Origin of the sequence: Cupriavidus sp. DF5525 (genome assembly GCF_040149425.2) — a bacterium.
GTDB lineage: Bacteria > Pseudomonadota > Gammaproteobacteria > Burkholderiales > Burkholderiaceae > Cupriavidus > Cupriavidus pickettii_A.
Genome location: NZ_CP168266.1, coordinates 2200340 through 2221199 on the forward strand (window position 1 = coordinate 2200340; position 20860 = coordinate 2221199).

A 20860-nucleotide genomic window follows, 5' to 3' on the forward strand; every position below is an offset into this window, starting at 1 on the left:
CGCGCATGACCGCGGCAGTGGCGCTGCCCGGGCGCTCGGCCGAGGTGCTGGAGCGCCTGAAGGCCAACCCGAAGCTGCCGCTGATGCTGGCCGGCGCCGCGCTGGCCGCGGCCATCGCCGTGGGCGTACTGTGGTCGCGCAGCCCAGACTACAAGGTGCTGTACAGCAACCTGTCCGAGCGCGATGGCGGCGCGGTGCTGCTGTCGCTGCAGCAGATGAACGTGCCGTACAAGTTCGCCGAAGGCGGCGGTGCGGTGATGGTGCCGGCCGAGAAGGTCCACGAAATCCGCCTGCGCCTGGCGTCGCAGGGCCTGCCCAAGAGCGGCACGACTGGCATGGAACTGATGGACAACCAGAAGTTCGGCATCAGCCAGTTTGCCGAGCAGGTCAACTACCAGCGCGGGCTCGAAGGCGAGCTGGCACGCTCGATCGAATCCATCGCCGCGGTGCAGTCGGCCCGCGTGCACCTGGCCATTCCCAAGCCGACGCTGTTCGTGCGCGAGCGCCAGAAGCCGACCGCGTCGATCGTGCTGCAGCTGCACCCGGGCCGCGCCATCGATGAAGGCCAGGTCGCGGCGATCAGCCACCTGGTGTCGTCGAGCGTGCCGGAACTGACGCCCAAGTCGATCTCGATCGTCGACCAGCACGGCAACCTGCTGTCGAATACCGGCAACGAGCGCATGCTCGACGCCACCCAGCTCAAGTATGTCAATGCGCTGGAACAGAACTACCTGAAGCGCATCGAAGCGATCCTGACGCCGATCGTCGGCAAGGACAATGTGCGTGCACAGGTCACCGCCGACGTCGATTTCTCCATCGTCGAGCACACCGACGAGAGCTACAAGCCCAACCAGGATCCCACTCGCACGGCGATCCGTAGCCAGCAGACCAGCGAGTCGACCCAGCAGGGCGCGACCCCCCCGGGCGGCGTGCCCGGCGCGCTGTCGAACCAGCCGCCCGCTGCCGCCGTCGCGCCGGTGACCACGCCGCAGACGCCGCGGGCGGGCCAGGCGCCTGGACAGGCGGGAGCGCCGGTGGCCGGGCAGCCGGGCCAGCAAGGGCAAGGCCAGGCCGCGCAAGGCGCGGCCGCGACCGCATCGAGCGGCCCGAGCAGCAACCGCCGCGACTCCACCGTCAACTACGAGCTGGACCGCAGCGTGCGCCACGTGCAGCAGGCACCGGGTGGCGTGCGCCGCCTGTCGGTGGCGGTAGTGGTGAACTACCGCCAGATGGCCGACGCCAAGGGCAAGCTCGTCGCGCAGCCGCTGCCGCCGGCATTGCTGGCGCAGATCCAGAACCTGACCAAGGAAGCGATGGGGTTCTCCGCTGACCGCGGCGACTCCATCAACGTAGTCAACAGCCCGTTCACCGCAGACCGCGAGGCCGTTACGCCCGAGGTGCCGCTGTGGAAACAGCCTGAAATGATCGATCTTGCCAAGACCGGCGCAGGCTACCTGCTGCTGACGCTGCTGGCGCTGTTCGTATGGTTCAAGGTGGCGCGCCCGATCCTGCGCCGCTACACCACGCCGCCGCTGCCGGCACCGGAAGCCAGGGACGAAATGGAGGCGGTGCTGCTGCCGCCGGAAGAGCCGGCCAATCCGGAAGTCCTGCGACTCGCCGCCAAGTACGAAAGCGACCTCGCGCTGGTGCGCGACGCCGCCCAGCGTGACCCGCGACTGGTCGCCAGCGTGATCAAGAACTGGATTTCCAATGACAACCGCTAAAGCCATCTCCGAATCGGGCCTGCAGAAGAGCGCCATCCTGATGATGGCGATCGGCGAGGACGCCGCGGCCGAGGTATTCAAGCACCTGTCGCAACGCGAGGTGCAGGAACTGGGCTCGGCCATGGCCACGCTCAGCTCGGTCACCCGCGAGGAAATGGCCGGGGTGCTGGGCGAGTTCCGCTCCGAGACCGAGCAGTACCTGGCGCTGAACGTCGATTCCAGCGCCTTTATCCGCAGCGTGCTGAACAAGGCGCTGGGCGAGGAACGCGCGCAGTCGGTGATCGAGGACATCCTGGAATCGCGCGATCCGGGCGGCGGCATCGACTCGCTGAACTGGATGGATTCGACTGCGATCGCCGAGCTGATCCGCGACGAACACCCGCAGATCATCGCCACCATCCTGATCCACCTGGACCGCCAGAAGTCGTCCGAGGTGCTGGCGCTGTTCACCGACCGCCTGCGCAACGACGTGATCCTGCGTATCGCCACCTTCGGCGGCGTGCAGCCGGGCGCGCTGCAGGAACTGACCGACGTGCTGACCAAGCTGCTGGCGGGCCAGAGCCTGAAGCGCAGCCGCATGGGCGGCGTACGTACGGCCGCGGAGATCATCAACCTGATGAGCACCGCGCACGAAGAAGCCGTGATCGACGGCGTGCGCCTGCACGACGGCGACCTGGCGCAGAAGATCATCGACGAGATGTTCCTGTTCGAGAACCTGCTGGAGGTCGACGACCGCGGCATCCAGCGCGTGCTCAAGGAAATCGCCACCGAATCGCTCATCGTCGCGCTCAAGGGCGCGCCGCAGGAGCTGCGCGACAAGTTCATCCGCAATATGTCGACCCGTGCCGGCGAGATGCTGCGCGAGGACCTGGAAGCGCTGGGTCCGGTGCGCGTGTCGCAGGTCGAGGCCGAGCAGAAGGCCATCCTGCAGGTGGTAAGACGCCTGGCGGATGCGGGCGAAGTCCAGATCGGCGGAGGCGACGATGCCTATGTCTGAGCGCGGCTCGGCCGCACGCCACGCGCTGCGCGGCGAATCCCTTGCCGGCGGAGCCGGCGGAGCCGCTGCCGCCGATCCCGGCGGCTTTGCGCCGTTCGAGCCCCCGCGCCGTGCGCGCGGTGGCGCGGCCGGCTGGCAGCGCTGGCAGATGGGCTCGCTCGATCCGCGCGAGAGCGAGCCACCCGAGATGATGCCGCTGGTACCGGCCGAGCCCGCGCCGCCGCCGGTCGACTTCGAGGCCCTCGATGCGATGCGCGAAGGCGCGCGCAAGGAAGGCTATGCCCAGGGCTACACCCAGGGCCAGACGCAGGGCTATGGCGACGGCCATCGCGAGGGCTATGCCCGCGGGCTGGAAGCCGCCCGTAACGAGGCCGCGCAGCTGCAGGCGCTGGCCGCGAACTTCCGCGGCGCGCTCAATGGCGTGGACGATCAGGTTTCGCGAGCGCTGGTGTCGCTGGCGCTGGACGTGGCGCGCCAGCTGGTGCGCAGCGCCGTGGCGGAGAACCCTGACGTGCTGCTGCCGGCAGTGCGCGAGCTGCTGGCCAGCGAGCCCGCGCTGTGCGGCTCGCCCAGCCTGCTGCTCCATCCCGACGACGTGGCGCTTGTGGAAACCCACCTGCACGGCGAACTGCAAGCTGCCGGATGGACCGTGCGCGCCGATCCGACGGTGGCGCGCGGCGGCTGCACCGCCAGCGCCGCCAGCGGCGAGCGCGATGCCACGCTGCCCACGCGCTGGACGCGCGTGGTCAAGGCGCTGGGCCGCGACGACCGGTGGGAGCCGCCGCATGCCTGACACCGCCGCGCACGATACGACCGCGCCGGATAGCGCCGCAATCCCGCATACGCAACGCTGGATCGGCGCGCTGAACACGGCATCCGCCGGCATCGCCGGACTCGACAGCAAGCGCAGCTGCGGTCGCCTGACCCGCGCCGCGGGCCTGGTGCTCGAAGCCGTGGGCCTGCGCATGCCGGTGGGCAGCGACTGCCTGATCGAATTGCCTGCAGGGCAATTCACTACCGACAGCAACGCCCCGCGTACCGCGGAAGCGGAAGTCGTTGGTTTTGGTGCGGATCGTCTGTACTTGATGCCGCAATCCGATGTGGTCGGTTTGCTGCCTGGCGCGCGTGTCTATCCGCTCGAGCCGTCGCCGCAACCGGCTGGTGCGGCCATGCCGCGCGAGCCGGGCTCCAAGCGCTTGCCGGTCGGCGCGGGCCTGCTCGGCCGCGTGCTCGATGCGGCTGGCCGTCCGCTAGACGGCCTCGGCCCGCTCACCGCCGCGTTGGAAGTGCCGCTGGCCGGCGAACAGATCAACCCGCTGATGCGGGCCCCGATCGAGACCGTGCTCGATACCGGCGTGCGGGCCATCAACGGCATGCTGACCGTGGGACGCGGCCAGCGCATGGGGCTGTTTGCGGGCTCCGGCGTGGGCAAGAGCGTGCTGCTCGGCATGATGGCGCGCTACACCAGCGCCGACGTGATCGTGGTCGGCCTGATCGGCGAGCGCGGCCGAGAAGTGAAGGAATTCATCGAGAACATCCTCGGCCCCGAGGGCCGCGCGCGTTCGGTGGTGGTGGCCGCGCCGGCGGATACCTCGCCGCTGCTGCGCATGCAGGGCGCGGCCTACGCCACGCGCCTGGCCGAGTATTTCCGCGACCAGGGCCAGCATGTGCTGCTGATCATGGATTCGCTCACGCGCTACGCCATGGCACAGCGCGAGATCGCGCTGGCCATTGGCGAGCCGCCGGCGACCAAGGGCTATCCGCCTTCGGTCTTTGCCAAGCTGCCGACGCTGGTCGAGCGCACCGGCAACGGCCCCGAAGGCGGCGGCTCGATCACCGCGTTCTACACGGTGCTGACCGAAGGCGATGACCAGCAGGACCCGATCGCCGATTCCGCGCGCGCCATCCTGGACGGCCATATCGTGCTGTCGCGCAGCCTGGCAGAGGCCGGCCACTACCCGGCCATCGACGTGGAAGCATCGATCAGCCGCGCCATGACCGCGCTGATCCCGAACCAGCAGTTCGGCTCGGTGCGCCGCTTCAAGCAGCTGATGTCGCGCTACCAGCGCAACCGCGACCTGATCAGCGTGGGCGCCTACGTGCCGGGCAACGACCCGGAGCTGGACCTGGCGATCCGCCTGCACCCGCGCATGGAAGCCTTCCTGCAGCAGGACATCCACGAACGCGCCGGCTACGACGACGCCATTGCCCACCTGCACAGCCTCTTCGACAGGAGTGAACATGGTCAAGCATTCACCGCTTAATACCCTGGCGGACCTCGCCCAGAACGACACCGACGCCGCGGCGCGGGAACTGGGCCGGCTGCAGGGCCTGCGCACGCAAGCCGAGCAACAGCTCAACCAGCTCACGCAATACCGGCAGGAATACCGCGCGCGCATGCAGGTCGTGGCGGCCGAGGGCATGACCTCCAGCCGCTGGCAGGATTTCTCGCGCTTTCTCGATTCGCTCGACCACGCCATCCGCCAGCAGACCGCTGCGCTGGCCAAGGCCGAGGCCGACCTGCTGGCCGGGCGCAACCACTGGCAGCACCAGAAGCGCCGCCTGAACTCCTTCGACACGCTGATCGCGCGCGCCGAGGCCAAGGAAGAACAGGTCGCCGCGCGCCGCGAGCAGCGCGCCACCGACGAATACGCCGCCCGCCTGGCCCGCACCACGGCCAGCCGGCTCAGCTAAGCCCGGACCGTTTTACAGACCACATGATCGATATCAGCCAGATTGTCAGCAGCGCCGCCAATGCCGCCGATGCGAACCGACGCGCCGCGGCAGATACCGCCGCCGGCGGATTCGGCGACGCGCTGACGCGCGCACGCGAAGCCAGCAAGCCGCAAACTCCGGCGCCGGCCGCAAAGGACACCGCTGCGCAGGACAAGGGCGCCGCCAGCGACAGCAAGCCGGCCGCCGCCCAGCCGGCGCCTGCCGACGCCGGCAAGCCGCAGCAGGCGGCCTCGACCACCAAACCTCACACGCACGGCAGCGAGGACAAGGACGAAGACGACACCACCGCCGCCGCGCCCACCGACGCAGCCGCTGCCGCCGCACTGGCTATGCTGCTGCCGGCCACGCCGGCTCCGTCGACTGCAGGCGCCGTCGGCGGTGTTGGCGACGCGGGCAGCAGCGCCGCGCTGCACGCCGCACTGGCTGGCGCCACGCAGCCGACCGCCGCTGCCGCCCCGGACACGCAATCCGACGCCATGCAGCCTGCCGTCACGAAGCTGCCGGACACGCTGCAGGGGGTCACCGCCGAAGCCAGGCCCGCCCAGCCCTCCGTCGCCGACACACTGGCCACCATCGCCTCGCAGCGCGCGGCCATGCAGGGCAACGCCGCGGCAGGAACCGACGGCAAGACGCCGGCCGCCGCGCCGCAGGCCGTGCCTGGCGCCGCCCTGGACGCGCAGCGGGACACTGGCGGGCAGTCTGCAGGCCAGCGCCCGGACAGCGGTATCGGCCAGCAGCGCGCCGATCCGCTTGCGGCCACTCAGGACGCAAAGCCCGCCGCGGCACCGTTTGCCGCCGCGCAGGCCGCCGCCCGCACCGGCGAGACCACGACCGCGACGGCCAGCGCCGACAGCACGCCCGCGCTGGCGGCCACGCTGGCCGGCCAGCAGACCCCGTCAGCTTCCGCCGCCGCGGTCGCAGCTGCCAGCCGCCCCGTGGTCGCACCGCCGCTGTACGACAGCCAGTGGCCCCAGGCCCTCGGCCAGCAGATGATCCGGCTGAGCACGCAAGGCCAGCAAAGCGCCGAGCTGCAACTGAACCCGCCCGACCTCGGGCCGCTGAAGGTGGTGCTTAACGTGGTCAACGACCAGGCGCAGGCGCAGTTCGTCTCGCCGCACCAGGCGGTGCGTGCCGCGGTGGAAGCGGCCCTGCCGCATCTGCGCACCGCGCTGTCGGAAAACGGGATCCAGCTCGGCCAGACTTCAGTGGGGTCCGACGGCTTCGCCAGCCAGGCGGGGAATGGGCAGCAACAGCAGTCGCCGGGGAATGGGCGGGGGCAGGCGGGATTTGGTGCCGGGGTGTTGGCCGCTGCCGAGCCCGCGGCGGCTCCGGCTACCGCGACCGTGCGGCCGGCGCGGACGCCAGGGCGTGGGGAGATTGATACGTTCGCCTGATGGCGCCCCCGGGACGGCGCATGGTTTTGCCGCACGGGAGATGCAACAAGGCCGCCTTGCAGGCGGCCTTTTCTTATGGCGTTTCCGGTCGATCAGGGGCGCAGCAGGTCAAACCCGCCCAGCGCGACCACGCCGCTCAGCGCAATCATGGCCGGCGAATCGCCACCGACGATCAGGACGGCGGCGGCAAGCCAGGTGACGAGGCTGTAGGCGAGGAGGCGTTTCATGATGCGGGGGACCGGGCAGCTGGCCGCCGGCCGGCGAAATTCGGCAATTCAGTATCATAAGTATAAACCCCGATAACCCCGTTCGCAGCGCCGGGTTTTTGTGGCGACACGTGCATTTGGACGCTGCTATCCGCACCTTCGGCATACAACCAGGCTCGATACCGTCGAAGCCGCCTTTCGCGTGCTGGGCAAGCGACTGGAAATAACCGTCAGCTGACATGCCTGCATACTTGGGCAGGCAAGGAGGACAATGCAAGGGATTGCCGCTGCCAGCGCCTCCGGCCCCTGCCCCATGACTTTCGACCTCTTCGACAACCTCGACGACGCCGCCCCCGCCACACTGACCTCCGAGCCCCTCGCCGATGGCGCCGTCGTCCTGCGCGGCGTTGCCCGTCCCAACGCCGAATCGCTGCTCGCAGACGTGCAGGCCATCGCCACCGCCGCCCCCTGGCGCCACATGATCACGCCCGGCGGCCTGAAAATGTCTGTGGCCATGACCAACTGCGGCCACGCCGGCTGGGTCTCGGACGCCCGCGGCTATCGCTATGACCCGATCGACCCGCTCAGCGGACAGCCGTGGCCGGAGATGCCGGCAAGCTTCCGCCAGCTGGCCACTACTGCGGCGGCGCAGGCCGGCTTTGCCGGCTTCGAACCAGACGCCTGCCTGATCAACCGCTACGAACCCGGTACTCGCCTGTCGCTGCACCAGGACCGCGACGAGCGCGATTTCAACGCGCCCATCGTCTCGGTGTCGCTGGGGCTGCCCGCCATCTTCCTGTTCGGCGGCATGCGCCGCGCCGATCGTCCGCAGCGCGTGCGGCTGGCACATGGCGACGTGGTGGTATGGGGCGGGCCGTCGCGGCTGGCGTTTCACGGCGTGGCGCCGCTGGCCGACGGCGACCATCCGCTGCTGGGGCGGCTGCGCATCAACCTGACATTCCGCAAGGCGTTGTAGCGGTCGTCGCCAGCTTTGCACTTTGCGCACGGTTTTCTACAGTCAAGGGACTGTCCAGACCGCCACCGCGCAAAGGCCCACACCATGCATCTCGACGGCTCCTGCCATTGCGGCGCCATCCAATTCTCGCTCGAAGCCGATTCCCCCTACCCGTACATGCATTGCTATTGCTCGATCTGCCGCAAGACGGCCGGGGGCGGCGGCTATGCGATCAATCTCGGCGGCGACGCTGCCACCCTGCGCGTGCGCGGCCGCAAGCATCTGGGCATCTACCAGGCGGTGATGCGCGAGCCGGGCAAGCGCGCGCGGCGTTCGCCGGCGCAGCGGCATTTCTGCGTGAAGTGCGGCAGCGCGCTGTGGCTGTGGGACCCGCGCTGGCCGGACCTCGTGTATCCGCATGCGTCTGCCATCGACACGCCGCTGCCGCGCCCGCCGGAGGTGGTGGAGGCGGGGCTGGATTCTGCGGCGCCGTGGGTCGATGTGCCCAAGGGCAAGGGGCACGTGCATTGCGCGACATGGCCCGATGAATCGCTGGTCGACTGGCACAAGCGGCACGGATTGCTGTCGCGCTGAATCGAGGTCGAGGCGCTCGGGCGCTTACGCCGGCAGGAACCCTTCCACCGTCAGGTAGCGCTCGCCGGTGTCGTAGTTGAAGCCCAGCACGCGCGCATTGGCCGGCAGTTCGGGCAGCTTCTGCGCGATCGCGGCCAGCGTGGCGCCGGAGGAGATGCCGACCAGGATGCCTTCTTCGCGGGCGCAGCGGCGTGCCATCTCGCGCGCGGGTTCGGCATCGACCTGGATCACGCCGTCGAGCAGCGAGGTATCGAGGTTCTTCGGAATAAAGCCCGCGCCGATGCCCTGGATCGGGTGCGGCGCCGGCGCGCCGCCGGAGATCACCGGCGAGGCCACCGGCTCGACGCCATAGACCATGAGCTGCGGCCACTTGTCCTTCAGCACCTTGGCGCAGCCGGTCAGGTGGCCGCCGGTGCCGACCCCGGTGATCAGCACATCCAGCCCCTCGGGGAAGTCGTTCAGGATTTCCTGCGCAGTGGTGCGCGCGTGCACGTCGACGTTGGCCGGGTTCTCGAACTGCTGCGGCATCCATGCGCCCGGCGTGGCGGCGACCAGTTCCTCGGCGCGCGCGATCGCGCCCTTCATGCCCTTCTCGCGCGGCGTCAGGTCGAAGGTGGCGCCGTAGGCCAGCATCAGGCGGCGGCGCTCGACCGACATGCTGTCGGGCATCACCAGCACCAGCTTGTAGCCCTTCACGGCCGCGACCATGGCCAGGCCGATGCCGGTGTTGCCCGAGGTCGGCTCGATGATGGTCCCGCCCGGCTTGAGCACGCCGCGGCGCTCCGCGTCCTCCACCATCGACAGCGCGATGCGGTCCTTGATCGAAGCGCCGGGATTGCTGCGCTCGGACTTGATCCAGACCTCATGGCTGTTGCCGAACAGGCGGTTGATGCGGATATGCGGGGTATTGCCGATGGTCTGCAGGATGTTCTCTACCTTCATGTCTTCTCCGTGAGAGGTGCGGCGGCACGGCTGTGTCGCTGCGTGGCTCGAATGATCGGACGATTCTAGTGCAATACGCCGCGTGGCCTGCTCGCGTATGATTGAGCCCGCCCGCGCGTCCTCGTTCGCCCCGCATTCGCTTCTTCCCTCTTCCCCTCGCATCACCGCCGTTCCCGCAATGTCTGCACATTTCCTGCTGTCTTCCCTGCTGATCTTCGGACTTGGTGGTCTGCTGGGCGCCGTGGGCGGGCTGTTCGGCATCGGCGGCGGGCTGATCGCGATTCCCGCGCTGGGGCTGCTCTACGGCATGGACCAGCAGCTGGCGCAGGGGACCGCGCTGGTGATGATCGCGCCCAATGTGGTGATCGGCTTCTGGCAATACCGCAAGCGCGCGGACATCGCCTTGCGTACCGCGGTGGTGCTGGGATTGTCGGCGGTGCTGGCGACCTGGCTGTCGGCGCGTGCCGCCACCGCGATGGATGCGCAGCTGCTGCGGCGCGTCTTTGCCGTGTTCATGATCGGGCTGGCGCTGTACTTCCTGTGGCGCCTGCTGCCGGGTCGTGCCATCACGGCGCAGCAGGCGCGCGTGTCGCCGCGCTGGATCCCGCTGGTGGGCGTGGTCGGCGGCGCGTTCTCGGGGTTCTTCAGCGTGGGCGGCGGCGTGGTGGCCGCGCCGGCGCTAGTGGGCTTGTTCGGGCTGCGCCAGGCGGCGGCGCAAGGGCTGGCGCTGGCACTGGTAACGCCGGGGGCGGTGGTCGCGCTGGCCACCTATGCGCACGCGGGCCACGTCGACTGGGCCAGCGGCATTCCGCTGTCGCTGGGCGGCATGCTGACGATCTCGTGGGGCGTGGCGCTGGCGCACCGGATGCCGGAGCGGCGCCTGCGCGCCGCGTTCGCCGTGTGCCTGATCGCGACGGCTATCGTGATGCTGGTGCGCGGCTGAAGCGCGCCGCGGCTTACTTGCGGAACACCAGGCTGAGAGCGCTAGCGCTGCGCTGCTTGCGCGGTCTTCCTCCGTTACCGGCCGGGCGGCGGTATCGTAGATTCATCACTTTTGCTGGCCGTATCTTGCACGGTTGGTGGTCATCCGGCTTGCCCTATCACATCAACCATCTGGTGTATGACCTGCGCCACGACTATTACTTAGTCTGTAGAAATAAGTTCGAGGCCCGTGTCCAGGGCAAGGGTTCATAGGACTCATTCTTCTGGCGGATATGAAGGCAAGAGTTCACGGGCCTACCCTTTCCGGAACAACGACGGGGGAGGGAGCCATGAAAAGATCAATTTTGGCGATCGGCATTTGTCTGATTGCTGCGCAAGGCTGCGCGACGAAGCATTATGGGCGTCAGGGGACGGTGACAGATTTCGAACGACAAACTCTGAGCTGCCGCGAGATCGCGCTGGAGCAAGCCAAGGTCAACGGCTTCATACAGCATGTGGACAGGGAAAGCCAGTTCGACGGCCGGTCGGTCCTCGCCTTCCTGGGCGACTTTGGGATCGGCAATGTGATGGAACAGAGCGCGGCCACAGAGAGCGCCACGGCGCGCATGCACGACCTGCAGGCATTAAGTGTGCAGCGCGGCTGCGGCGTGGAAACGCGAGCCGCTGCAGCTCCTGCATCAGCCCTGCCGAAACCCGTACTCCCTACGCCCCGCCCCGGCCCGCACTCACACAGTGTGGAGGCTCTGGCCAATCGGGACATGTGCATGCCGGTCGGTGCCGCGCTGCTGGTCGCAAGCAGTGAAGCCGGCGACATGTATCGCGTGAACTGCATGGGAGGCATGATCCGCGAATATGCTTGCGCTGGTGCGAGTTGCAGCCCGGCTCGGTAAGTTCCCACGTCACGCGGGACCCGAACCGCCACTGCAAAAAAACGGTACCTATCTGATTCTATTTGACGTAGAACACCAGGCTGAAGTTGTTGGCCGGCATCGGCACCGGCTCGTCGCAGCGCATGCCTTGCGCCGCGCCCAGTGCGATCACATCCTCCATGTCGCGCACGCCCCAGTCCGGATCCGTGGCGCGCAGCTGCGCGTCGAAGGCCGCGTTGCTGGGCGCGGTATGCGCACCGCCGCGGCGGTAGGGACCGTAAAGGTACAGCACCCCGCCCGGGCCCAGCAGCTTGCCGGCGCCGGCAAAGAGCGCCTCGGCCGCGGCCCATGGCGAAATATGGATCATGTTGATACAGACCACCGCGGCGGCAGCGTCGATGCCCCACGGCTGCCGGCACACGTCGAGCGCCAGCGGCGGACGTACGTTGGCCACGCCCGCATGCGCGGTCCACGCGGCGATCGACTCGCGCGCGGCAGCATCGGGATCGCTCGGTTGCCAGGTCAGGCCGGGGAGTGCGGCGGCAAAGTACACGGCATGCTGGCCGGTGCCGCTGGCGACTTCCAATACCGTGCCGCTGGCGGGCAGCACATTGCGCAGCACTGCCAGGATCGGCTCGCGGTTGCGCTCGGTGGCGGGCGCCATGCGGCGTGCGTCGGGATCTCGGGTCTGGTCAGTCATGGGAACGAGAGCAATGCGGGGGAATGACTAGCGTAGCAGAGTCGGGGCGCAAAGGCGGCCAAGCGCAGAGCGATGGCGGAGTCTTGCCGCACCGCGTCAACGGTGTGCCGGGATGCGGTAGATCACGCGTTCGTACTTCGGCGACGAAGACCTCCCCACCACCGCGCCTCCGGGCGCTTCGGCGATCCGGCGGCTGGGCCAGTTCTGCTCGGCCACGGGGTAGCCGCGTCGTCGCCGCAAGACGGCGACAGTACCGCAAGCTGGCCGCACTGGGCATGCGGGTGGATGCGACGGAAGCGGGCTGACCGCCTCCGAATAGAAAGCGGCAGGCAAATGCCCGCCGCTTTCACATCCGAACTTCGTTGCGCTTTCAGGCCTTCGCCAGCTTCACCCCGGTCGGATCCCCTGTCAGGTACCCCACCGCCGAGCCGAACCGGTCCTTGTAGTTGGCCCGCACCAGCGGATCCAGCATGGGCTTGACGATGTCATGCAGCGGCGACTCCCAGTCCCCGACGTGCTGGAAGTTGCTCATGATGTAGGTCCAGCCGTTGATCTCATCGACCGCATGCAGGCCGGTGGACTCGGCGCCGGCCGGGCACGACAGCACGCGGCTGAGCGTCCTGGTATCGACGTTGTAGGCCCACAGGAAGTTGTTGACGTGGGTGTTGCTGTCCTCACCGACAAACAGCGTGCGCAGTTTTTCCGAGAACTTCAGGTTGTCCGGGGTGGCGACCTTGTCCGGATTGGCGAAGTTGCCGAGCGCATCCTGCTGCTTCATCTTGCCGCCGCCGAGGTCCTCGGAGACCAGCGCGGGCACGGCGGCCATGTCGACCGGCACCCATTCGCTGTTCATCGCAGCGCCGTTCTTGTCGGCCTGGCCGCCCTTCAGGTTCAGCTCATAGACGGCGCCCGAGTACGGGCCTTCGACCTGGATATCGCCGGCGTTGGCGGCATTGCCCATGAGCATGCTCGCCTCGATGCGCGACATCGCCGAGTAGGCCTTCTTGTCCTTGATGTTGACCGTGGTGCCTTCCATCTTGGTAAAACCCAGGCTGCCGCCGACCAGCGCGGCGTAGCGGTGGGTTTCCAGGCAGGCCGCGGCCTTTTCCATGCCCGGCACGAGCTTCACCCAGTTGGGCTTGCCGTTGTACAGGATGCGCGTGTAGCTGGTATCGGACGGATCGGCGGTCTTGACGTCCATGATGTCGGCCAGCCTGATACCGCCGTCGACCAGCGCGCGGATCTCGGCGCTGGTGGCGCTGCCGAGCTTGATCCATGACAGCGTGGCGCTGCCCGGGCCCACGCCCGAGGTCTGGTGCCACTTGGCCACGTACAGCGAGCCACTGGACAGGTCGCGCGCCTTGTCGGCGATAAACAGGAACAGGCCGCCGTTGGTGGCGTCGTCGCCCATCAGCACGGTGCGCTCGTCGGGCATCACCTGCACCAGCTCGTGCGAGATGCGGCCCAGGCAGTAGTGCTTCTTGATGGTGCCGGTGCCGTCCGGGTTGACCGTGACTTCCGGCAGGTGGCCGTAGTTGTAGGCGTTGGCGCGGGCCGGGTCGCCGTACAGGTTCTGGCTGTAGCCCTGCAGCTGCTTGACGGCGTTGACGTCCATCAGGTCGGTCTCGTACTCCTCGCTCGACAGATGGGTGTTCCACGGCGACAGGCTGGCGCCGCAGGTGATCCACAGGCCGTTGACGTCCGCGGTATCGACGTTGTGGTACTTCACCGGGGTCAGCTTGCCGGTGGCGGGGTCCTGGTCCAGCGTCACGATGGCGATCGGCGACGGCAGCAGGCCGTACATGCTGACGTTGTTCTGGTTGCGCGTGGTGTACTCGAACTGCACCACGGCGAACACGGTGTTGCCCTTGACCCCGGCCACGGTCGGGTTGGCCACGGTCAGCAGCGAGCTGCCGTCCGGCGCGTCGGAGAAGAACTGGCGTTCCTTGCCGGCCACGGAGGTATCCATGATCGGCTTGTTGTTGATGTCGTAGTAGCCGCCGGCGACGATGGTGCCGCCCTTGCCGTCGGAGAGCGTGTCGCCGGTGACGAAGAACGGCTGGTAGGCGAGCTTGTAGGTCTGGCTGCTGCCGTCGCTGAACGACACCTTCAGGCTCGAACCCACGGTGGTGGTCGCCATGGCTGCCGCGTCGGCCAGCGTGGGCGCGCTCATCGGGACGAACTCTGCCGTGGTGAAGGTGGCGGCAGACGCCGGGGCGGGAGCGGGTGCGGCAACGGCGTCGTTGCCACCGCCGCAGCCTGCCAGCAGCCCGGCCGAAGCGAAGCCAAGCGGCAGCATCGGCGCGCCGGCCAGGAGTTTCAGCGCCTTGCGGCGGCCAACATCAGGTTGTTCATGCATTTTCTTGATCCGGGGAAAAGGATGGATTTGGTTTTTGACTGCGTGATCGCTCCGGCCAGCCGCGAAGGCGGCCGGGCACCTGTTGGCACAGGCGGGCGGCGGGCGGCATTGCGCTCGTCCGCTGCGGATCGTATGGCGCGTATATGACACCAGGTTGACGATGCAACACAAAATCGCCGGGCGCCCTGCGATGACATGGCGGCCGCTGCGGTACACTCCCCGTTTGCCTTCCGCGGCCCCACAGGCGCGGAAACCGAGTGCCGGCCGCCGCCGTTTCTCCTGCCTTCCATTCCCTCCGCTTGCCAACCTACACGCTAGCCAACCCCGTCCAGGCCGAGATCGAAATCCGCAAGAGCCGCTTCCTGGCGCTGGCGCTGCCGGTGGCCGACCGGGAGGCCGCGATGGCCGCGCTCCAGGCGCTGCGCACCGAGCATCCGACCGCCACGCACGTGTGCTGGGCGCTGCTTGCTGGCGGCGCGTCGGGCATGTCCGATGACGGCGAGCCCTCCGGCACGGCGGGACGGCCGATCCTGGAGGTGCTGCGCCACCATGACCTCGACGGCGTGCTGGCTGCGGTGGTGCGCTACTACGGCGGCGTCAAGCTGGGGGCTGGCGGGTTGGTGCGCGCTTACACCGATGCCATCGCGGCGGCGCTGAAGTCGGCCGAACGTGTCGAGCGCATCGCTTATGGCACGCTGGTGGTGGCGGTGGACTATGCCGACGAGCCGCGCGTGCGGCGCTGGATCGAGCAGGAAGCGCAGCATGGCTGCACGCTGGCCGACACCGCCTATGGCGTAATGGCCACCCTGGTCATTCGGCTACCTGCCACCCAGGTCGACGCGGCTCGCGACGCGCTGCGCGACGCGACGCATGGCCGTGCCCAGTTTCCGCAAGCGGAGGATGGTGCGCATGGCTGAGGGAGAGACGGTGGATTCGGACGAGGGCGCGGAATTTACCGCACGGGTGCTACCGGGCGACGTGAGCTTCACCGCGCCTGCGGCGCTGAGCTTGCTCGAAGCCGCGCTACTTGAAGGCGTGGCCTTGCCCAACTCCTGCCGCAATGGGACCTGTCGCGCCTGTGCCAGCCGGCTGCACGCGGGGACGATCCGCTACCGGATCGAATGGCCGGGGCTAAGCCTGGATGAGAAGGAGGAAGGCTTGATCCTGCCGTGCGTGGCCTGTGCGGAGAGTGATGTGGTGATTGAGCCGGTGACGCTGGGTTAGCGCGAAGCGGCTCGTGGAATCGGTCAGCCTGGCGTGCGCCAGATTTCGTACCCCATCTGATCGAAGTCGTCCGGCACCTGGCCGAGGCCGGCCATGAATCCGAGCCCCTCACCCCCCAGCCGCCAGAAAAAACCGCAGCGCCATCTTCAACCCATCCGGCCCCGCCGGATCGGAAAACGCATGCCCGCCAGCCCCGCCGCTCCAGGCATGCCCCATCCCCTCGATCCGCACCAGGCGCACGTAAGGCCACTTGCTCGCCGTCCAGTCGAACACATCCACCGCCCGCCGCATCCCGCGCTGGATGCGCCGCGCTGGCACGCCGGTTAGCGGGTGCGCCCCTTCCGGCTGCAGGTTCATCCACATCGCTGCGGTCGCGGTGGCGTTGCTGAAGTCGACCACGCCATCGGCATCGCCGTGCAGCAGCAACAGCGGCGGCGGGCGGCGCCCGGCCAGCCCCACGCGCATGGCCTGCATGGCCTGCGCATCGGGCCCGCGCTGTCCGCGCATCGCGCGCGTCGCCTGCGCGGCATTGGCTGCGCTCCAGGGCACCGCGCCGGAATGCGAACCCACCGCGGCAATGCGCTCCGGGTAGCGCAGCCCGAGCATCAGCGCCATCGCACCGCCCGCGGACAGGCCCAGCACGCTGATGCGGTCGGGCGCGACCGGATGCCTGCGGCAGGCGTTATCGATCAGTCCCATCAGCTGCCCCGCCTCGGCAGCGCCCTGCACCGAAGGGCGGAACCAGTTCCAGCAACGCTGCGCGTTGGCCTGCGAGCTTTGTTCCGGCAGCAACACCACCCAGCCGGATTCGCGCGCCACTGCGGCGGCACGCGTGACCGCGGCAAAGCTCGCGGCGTCCTGGCCGCAGCCATGCAGCAGCACCAGCATGGGGGCGCGATGCGAGGCGGTGGCGCCGGCCGGCACGAAGATGCGATAGCGCCGCGGCGTCAGCGGCCCGCCCCAAGCGCCCTCCTCCCAGCGTCCGCTGCCGCGGCTCTCCGGGGCCTGCACGGGTGAGACCACGCCGGTCAGCGCGCGCTGGGTGGCGGCCGTGACCACAGCGGATTGCTTCACCGCGTTGCGCACGATGGCCTCGGTCATCGGCTTGGTGAAATTCTTGTTGACCGCGCGCTGCATGCGGCGGGCGTTGCGGGTAGCGGTCTTGTTCAGCGTGGACCAGAGTCTCGCGCCGGAAGAGCGGGGCATGCGGCGTCCTGTCGGCATGGGTAACCCGTGCATCATATGCCGAGTCGCGAAGGGTGCGAGGCAGACGAGGCGTTTGAGGGGGGAATGCGGAAAAGTCTCCAGGTTGCATGCAACGCGCGCCGGATGACTGCCTACAATGCAATGGCCGTGTCGCCCCGAGGCACGGACAGGAGGCAAGCATGATCGATGCAACAAGCCAGTTCAGGCCTTTGGATCCGGGCCGCGTCAACCTGATGGATCCGCTTGAAGTGCAGTACTGGTGCCGCGAGCTGGGCTGCAGCCAGGACGATCTGGAACACGCCGTCGATGCCGCCGGCGACCATATCGCCGCGGTGCGTGCGCAGCTGGAAGAAAACCCGGGCTACCAGGCCGGAATGCGGCCCCATTAAGTCCCCTCAACCCCTGCCAACCTCCCAACCCTGCTACCCGTCGTTCCCGCGCGAGCGGGAACGACGGCGAAGGTCTTTGCCCGACGCCAGGGCCGCAAGCCTCAGCGCGCGAGGTTGAGCGCCTTCGGCAGGCGGATCTGGACAAACTCGCTGTCGTCCGGCGTCTTGCTGCGCGATGCGCTGTCATTGACCGTCCACCTGACCACGCTGTAGCCGGCCGCCTCAGCGAAGCCACGTCGAGCGTATCGGCAGCCGCCGGTGTCAGCCCCGGCTGCGGGTTGCTGCCGCGCGCATCCCGGCCATACCAGAGATAAGCGCAATGCAGACCGGAATTCAGCAATGCAATGTTCGCCGGGCAGCGGTTTTGCTGCATGATTTCGGGCCCGGGGCGACGACCTGGCACGAAGACCAGACCGACCGGGGCATCGGAAAACATGGGGTCACCTACACGAGGACGCATCGACATGACCATCAAGCTGCCGACTTTCACCATCTGTGCAGCCCTGCTCGCCCCTGCCGCGTGGGCAGGCAACGAACCACACTGGAGCTACACCGGGCCCACCGGCGCACCGCACTGGGCCGAACTCGACGCGGGCTACAAGACCTGCGCGCTGGGCAAGCACCAGTCCCCGATCGATATCCGCACCGGCAAGGCCAAGCGCGCGGACCTGAAGCCGATCGGCTTTGCCTATGCCGCGGCGCCGGCCACCGTGGTCAACAACGGCCATACCGTCCAGGTCAACCTGCCCGCCGCGGGGCAGATCGAACTCGACGGCGTGCCCTACAAGCTGCTGCAGTTCCACTTCCACACGCCCAGCGAAGAGAAGATCAACGGCAAGACCTATCCGCTGGTGGCGCACCTGGTGCACCAGAACGCCGAAGGCAAGCTCGCGGTGGTGGCGGTGCTGTTCAAGTCCGGCCGCGAGAACGCCGCGCTCAAGCCGGTCTTTGCCAGCCTGCCGGGCAAGGCCGGCGAGTCGCGCGAGCTGGCCGCGCAGCTGGATGTGGCCGCGCTGCTGCCGGCGCAGCAGTCCTACTGGGCCTTCACCGGCTCGCTGACCACGCCGCCGTGCAGCGAGGATGTGCGCTGGCAGGTGCTGAAGACGCCGGTGGAAATCTCGCCGGCGCAGCTGGCGGCATTCCGCCAGCTGTACCGGATGAATGCGCGGCCGGTACAGCCGCTGAACGGGCGCGTGGTGCAGGCGGGGCAGTAAGTGGCCGCCTGATACTGACCCGATGGGTTACCGCCTTGGGTGCTCCCTCTCCCGCTCGCGGGAGAGGGAGCAAGCCAGCAGCGTGCAAGTTTGCCCGCAGTCTGATGCCATGCGGGGACTGCCGCGCTCACGACAACCCGCGCATCGCCAGCTCTCCACCCAACACCAGCAGGCCACAGAAAAACAGCTTGCGGAAACGCTCAGCACTGATCCGGTGGCGCAGCCACTGGCCAATGAACATGCCGCCCAGCGCGGGCGCCAGCGCCAGCACCGAGGCGCCCAGCACCGGCATATGCAGCAGCGAACCGCCCAGCGCCAGGCTCACCGCCAGCGCGATGGTCGACACGGTGAACGACAGACCCAGCGCCTGCACCAGGCTTTCCCTTTCAAGTCCGAGGCCCTGGAGGTAAGGCACGGCCGGGATCACGAACACGCCCGTCACCGCCGTGATCGCGCCGGTGACCAGCCCGACCAGCGGGCCCATCCAGCGTTCCGCGTGCGCCGGCACCACCAGCTTCACAGCGGCGAGCCCCACCACCGCATACAGCACCAGTGCCACGCCGAGCGCCGGGGTCGCATGGGTCATCATGCCCGCCGGCACCAGCGCCGCGCACAGCCACGTACCGGCACAGATCGCCACCAGCATCGGCCACAGCCGCAGCACCAGCAGGCCGAAGCGCGGGCCGCTGACCAGCTGCACCACGTTGGTCACCATCGACGGCGCCACCAGCAGCGCGGCGGCCTGCGCGGGCGGCATCACCAGCCCCAGCATGCCCACCGCGACCGTAGGCAGGCCCAGACCCACCACGCCTTTGACGAAACCGGCGAGCAGGAAGGTCAGGCCAATAAAGGCGGCTTGCGTGCCGATTGTTTCGATCGTCATCGCTGCCCCCTTCAGCCTGCCTTGTGATCGTGCACGGCGCGGCTGTCGGCGGGCGCCTCGTCGCGCTCGTTCATGCCGTAGTCGCGCAGCACCTGCGCCACGCGCAGCCGGTAGCCGGCGAACACGCCGCCGCGCCCGGCGGCCTGCGCCTGGCGGTGCGCCAGCGTATTGCGCCAGGCGATCACGGCGGCCTCGTCGCGGAAGAATGACAGCGACAGCATCTTGCCGGGGTTGGTCAGGCTCTGGAAGCGCTCCACCGAGATAAAGCCGTCGATGGCCTCGAGTTCGGGGCGCAGGTGCGCGGCGATGTCCAGGTAGGTGTCCTTGCGGCCCGGTGCGGGCTCGACTTCGAAGATGATGGCGATCATGAGGGTCTCCGGTGATTGCGTTGTTGGGCTCAGAGGAAGTGCGGCATGCGCGCGTTCAGCGACGGACGATAGCGGAAAGCCTGCGCCAGCGCTGCGGGATCGGCGCCGCGCTCCAGCAGCGCCGCGACCGTGGCGGCGGCCAGCGCCTGCGCCAGCCGCTCGCCGGGGCAGGCGTGGCGGCCGTGGCCGAAGGTCCATGGGCGTGCACCGCCGGCGAGGCCGCTGCACGATGCCGCCGCCAGCAGGACCAGCACGGCATCGCCCGCCTTGACGGCATGGCCGCATAGCTGCGCATCGGCGGCGAGGAAGCGGCGCGTATTCTGCACCGGCGGATCGTCTTGCGCGACCCGGGCGACCACGGCTTGCAGCGCGAGGTCCGACGCGCCGCGGCCCAGCCGCAGCAGCGTGTTGCCGGCCAGCGCGGCGGTGGCTTCGCAGGCCTGTACCAGCAGGCCGATGGTGTTGGCGGCGACAGCCTGCGCATCGATGCCGGCGGCGTGCGCGGCCTGATGCAGCGCCGGCAGCGGACCGTCGCCGGGCGTGGTATCGGCCAGCCATGCGCCCAGCCATTGCGCGGCCTCCGCACCGGCGCGCACGGTGTGCGCATCGGCCAGTGGCGACTGCGCGGCGGCGAAGGCCGCTACGCGCTGCGCAACCGCCGTCGCCCCGTCGCCTTCGGCAACGGGCAAACCGAGCAGGTCGGCCACGGTCACCACAGGCAAGGTGAAGAGCCAGCGGTTGACGCGCTCTCCGGGCGTGCCGGTGGCAGCGCCGGCATCGATCACCGTTGCCATCGCCGCCGCACGCAGGGCCGCGGCGGCCGGGTCGATGCCTGCCAGCATCGGCATCAGGATCTGCTTCAGCGGCGCATGGGCAGCGCCATCGTTCATCCGGATCAGCCGGCCGAACAGGTCGCCGGCAGCGGTGCCGGCCAGCGCGGGCGGCACCGGCTGCGCGGGCGGGCGTACGCGGCAGTCGGGATGGGCCAGCACTGCCGCCACTTCACGCGGGCCGGCGGCGACCCACAGGCCGAGGCGCTCGTCGCGGAAGAATGGCCGGCGGGCGGCCAACTCCCGGTAATACGGATAGGGGTCGGGATGGATGACGGCGCTGAGCGGGTCGATCCCGGTATCGGGCAGGGTGGCTGTCAGCATGGCG

22 protein-coding genes are annotated in these 20860 nt (G+C 68.7%); 14 read left to right on the top strand and 8 right to left on the bottom strand.

Annotation, left to right across the window (positions count from 1 at the left end; translation table 11 throughout):
* Positions 1-5 precede the first annotated feature (5 nt).
* Genes fliF through ABNX08_RS31305 form a run of 6 tightly spaced genes read left to right on the top strand, consistent with a single transcriptional unit; the run spans position 6 to position 6851 of the window.
* Positions 6-1724, top strand: a complete 1719-nt coding sequence (fliF, locus tag ABNX08_RS31280; RefSeq protein ID WP_022539674.1) for a flagellar basal-body MS-ring/collar protein FliF — start codon at positions 6-8, stop codon at positions 1722-1724.
* Positions 1711-2721, top strand: a complete 1011-nt coding sequence (gene fliG, locus ABNX08_RS31285; RefSeq protein ID WP_022539675.1) for a flagellar motor switch protein FliG — start codon at positions 1711-1713, stop codon at positions 2719-2721. Before fliF ends, fliG begins: the two co-directional genes overlap by 14 nt.
* Positions 2708-3514: a flagellar assembly protein FliH gene (gene fliH, locus ABNX08_RS31290; RefSeq protein ID WP_041681860.1), complete on the top strand. Its 807-nt coding sequence runs from the start codon at positions 2708-2710 to the stop codon at positions 3512-3514. Before fliG ends, fliH begins: the two co-directional genes overlap by 14 nt.
* Entirely contained in the window at positions 3507-4985 is a 1479-nt protein-coding gene (fliI, locus tag ABNX08_RS31295; protein ID WP_022539677.1) for a flagellar protein export ATPase FliI, read from the top strand. The genes fliH and fliI overlap by 8 nt, the downstream gene beginning before the upstream one ends.
* The gene (gene fliJ / locus ABNX08_RS31300; protein WP_022539678.1) at positions 4963-5415 is read left to right on the top strand and encodes a flagellar export protein FliJ; all 453 of its coding nucleotides are present in this window, start codon (positions 4963-4965) and stop codon (positions 5413-5415) included. Before fliI ends, fliJ begins: the two co-directional genes overlap by 23 nt.
* Before the next feature lie 23 nt (positions 5416-5438).
* Positions 5439-6851 (top strand): flagellar hook-length control protein FliK, encoded by a 1413-nt coding sequence (locus ABNX08_RS31305; RefSeq protein ID WP_022539679.1) that lies wholly within the window; start codon positions 5439-5441, stop codon positions 6849-6851.
* Positions 6852-6943: 92 nt separating this feature from the next.
* Here ABNX08_RS31305 and ABNX08_RS31310 read toward each other — a convergent pair whose 3' ends face one another.
* The gene (locus ABNX08_RS31310; protein ID WP_349607270.1) at positions 6944-7078 is read right to left on the bottom strand and encodes a hypothetical protein; all 135 of its coding nucleotides are present in this window, start codon (positions 7076-7078) and stop codon (positions 6944-6946) included.
* A 292-nt stretch (positions 7079-7370) separates the two neighbouring features.
* Between ABNX08_RS31310 and alkB the strand changes: the two genes are divergently transcribed.
* The gene (gene alkB, locus ABNX08_RS31315; protein WP_041682242.1) at positions 7371-8033 is read left to right on the top strand and encodes a DNA oxidative demethylase AlkB; all 663 of its coding nucleotides are present in this window, start codon (positions 7371-7373) and stop codon (positions 8031-8033) included.
* A gap of 84 nt (positions 8034-8117) precedes the next feature.
* On the top strand, positions 8118-8606 hold the full coding sequence (locus tag ABNX08_RS31320; RefSeq protein WP_022539682.1) for a GFA family protein: 489 nt from the start codon (positions 8118-8120) through the stop codon (positions 8604-8606).
* Positions 8607-8630: 24 nt separating this feature from the next.
* On the opposite strand, the gene cysK is transcribed toward ABNX08_RS31320, so the two are convergent.
* A complete protein-coding gene (cysK, locus tag ABNX08_RS31325; RefSeq protein ID WP_022539683.1) occupies positions 8631-9548 on the bottom strand; it encodes a cysteine synthase A in 918 nt (305 codons plus the stop codon).
* A 178-nt stretch (positions 9549-9726) separates the two neighbouring features.
* On the opposite strand from cysK, the gene ABNX08_RS31330 reads away from it, so the two are divergent.
* Complete coding sequence (locus ABNX08_RS31330; RefSeq protein WP_022539684.1) at positions 9727-10491, top strand: sulfite exporter TauE/SafE family protein; 765 nt, start codon at positions 9727-9729, stop codon at positions 10489-10491.
* Between the two features lie 328 nt (positions 10492-10819).
* On the top strand, positions 10820-11380 hold the full coding sequence (locus tag ABNX08_RS31335) for a hypothetical protein (protein WP_022539685.1): 561 nt from the start codon (positions 10820-10822) through the stop codon (positions 11378-11380).
* A gap of 58 nt (positions 11381-11438) precedes the next feature.
* Here the strand turns inward: ABNX08_RS31335 and ABNX08_RS31340 are convergent, their stop codons facing one another.
* Positions 11439-12059, bottom strand: a complete 621-nt coding sequence (locus ABNX08_RS31340) for a DUF938 domain-containing protein (protein ID WP_022539686.1) — start codon at positions 12057-12059, stop codon at positions 11439-11441.
* Positions 12060-12429: 370 nt separating this feature from the next.
* Complete coding sequence (locus tag ABNX08_RS31345) at positions 12430-14418, bottom strand: PhoX family phosphatase (RefSeq protein WP_022539687.1); 1989 nt, start codon at positions 14416-14418, stop codon at positions 12430-12432.
* A 299-nt stretch (positions 14419-14717) separates the two neighbouring features.
* On the opposite strand from ABNX08_RS31345, the gene ABNX08_RS31350 reads away from it, so the two are divergent.
* Positions 14718-15335, top strand: a complete 618-nt coding sequence (locus ABNX08_RS31350; protein WP_041682244.1) for a YigZ family protein — start codon at positions 14718-14720, stop codon at positions 15333-15335.
* Positions 15328-15642, top strand: a complete 315-nt coding sequence (locus ABNX08_RS31355; RefSeq protein ID WP_022539689.1) for a 2Fe-2S iron-sulfur cluster-binding protein — start codon at positions 15328-15330, stop codon at positions 15640-15642. Before ABNX08_RS31350 ends, ABNX08_RS31355 begins: the two co-directional genes overlap by 8 nt.
* A gap of 108 nt (positions 15643-15750) precedes the next feature.
* Here the strand turns inward: ABNX08_RS31355 and ABNX08_RS31360 are convergent, their stop codons facing one another.
* Positions 15751-16848 carry a PHB depolymerase family esterase gene (locus ABNX08_RS31360; RefSeq protein ID WP_022539690.1) on the bottom strand — a complete coding sequence of 366 codons (1098 nt, stop codon included), beginning with the start codon at positions 16846-16848 and terminating at the stop codon, positions 15751-15753.
* 179 nt (positions 16849-17027) lie between these two features.
* Between ABNX08_RS31360 and ABNX08_RS31365 the strand changes: the two genes are divergently transcribed.
* Together ABNX08_RS31365 and ABNX08_RS31370 are read left to right on the top strand one after the other, a co-directional pair.
* Positions 17028-17237 (top strand): DUF3606 domain-containing protein, encoded by a 210-nt coding sequence (locus tag ABNX08_RS31365; RefSeq protein WP_022539691.1) that lies wholly within the window; start codon positions 17028-17030, stop codon positions 17235-17237.
* A 464-nt stretch (positions 17238-17701) separates the two neighbouring features.
* A complete protein-coding gene (locus ABNX08_RS31370; RefSeq protein WP_041681861.1) occupies positions 17702-18451 on the top strand; it encodes a carbonic anhydrase family protein in 750 nt (249 codons plus the stop codon).
* Positions 18452-18578: 127 nt separating this feature from the next.
* On the opposite strand, the gene ABNX08_RS31375 is transcribed toward ABNX08_RS31370, so the two are convergent.
* Genes ABNX08_RS31375 through ABNX08_RS31385 form a run of 3 tightly spaced genes read right to left on the bottom strand, consistent with a single transcriptional unit; the run spans position 18579 to position 20856 of the window.
* Positions 18579-19334: a sulfite exporter TauE/SafE family protein gene (locus ABNX08_RS31375; protein ID WP_022539694.1), complete on the bottom strand. Its 756-nt coding sequence runs from the start codon at positions 19332-19334 to the stop codon at positions 18579-18581.
* A gap of 11 nt (positions 19335-19345) precedes the next feature.
* Positions 19346-19702: an antibiotic biosynthesis monooxygenase gene (locus ABNX08_RS31380; protein WP_022539695.1), complete on the bottom strand. Its 357-nt coding sequence runs from the start codon at positions 19700-19702 to the stop codon at positions 19346-19348.
* A gap of 29 nt (positions 19703-19731) precedes the next feature.
* Entirely contained in the window at positions 19732-20856 is a 1125-nt protein-coding gene (locus ABNX08_RS31385; RefSeq protein ID WP_022539696.1) for a cytochrome P450, read from the bottom strand.
* Positions 20857-20860 lie beyond the last annotated feature (4 nt).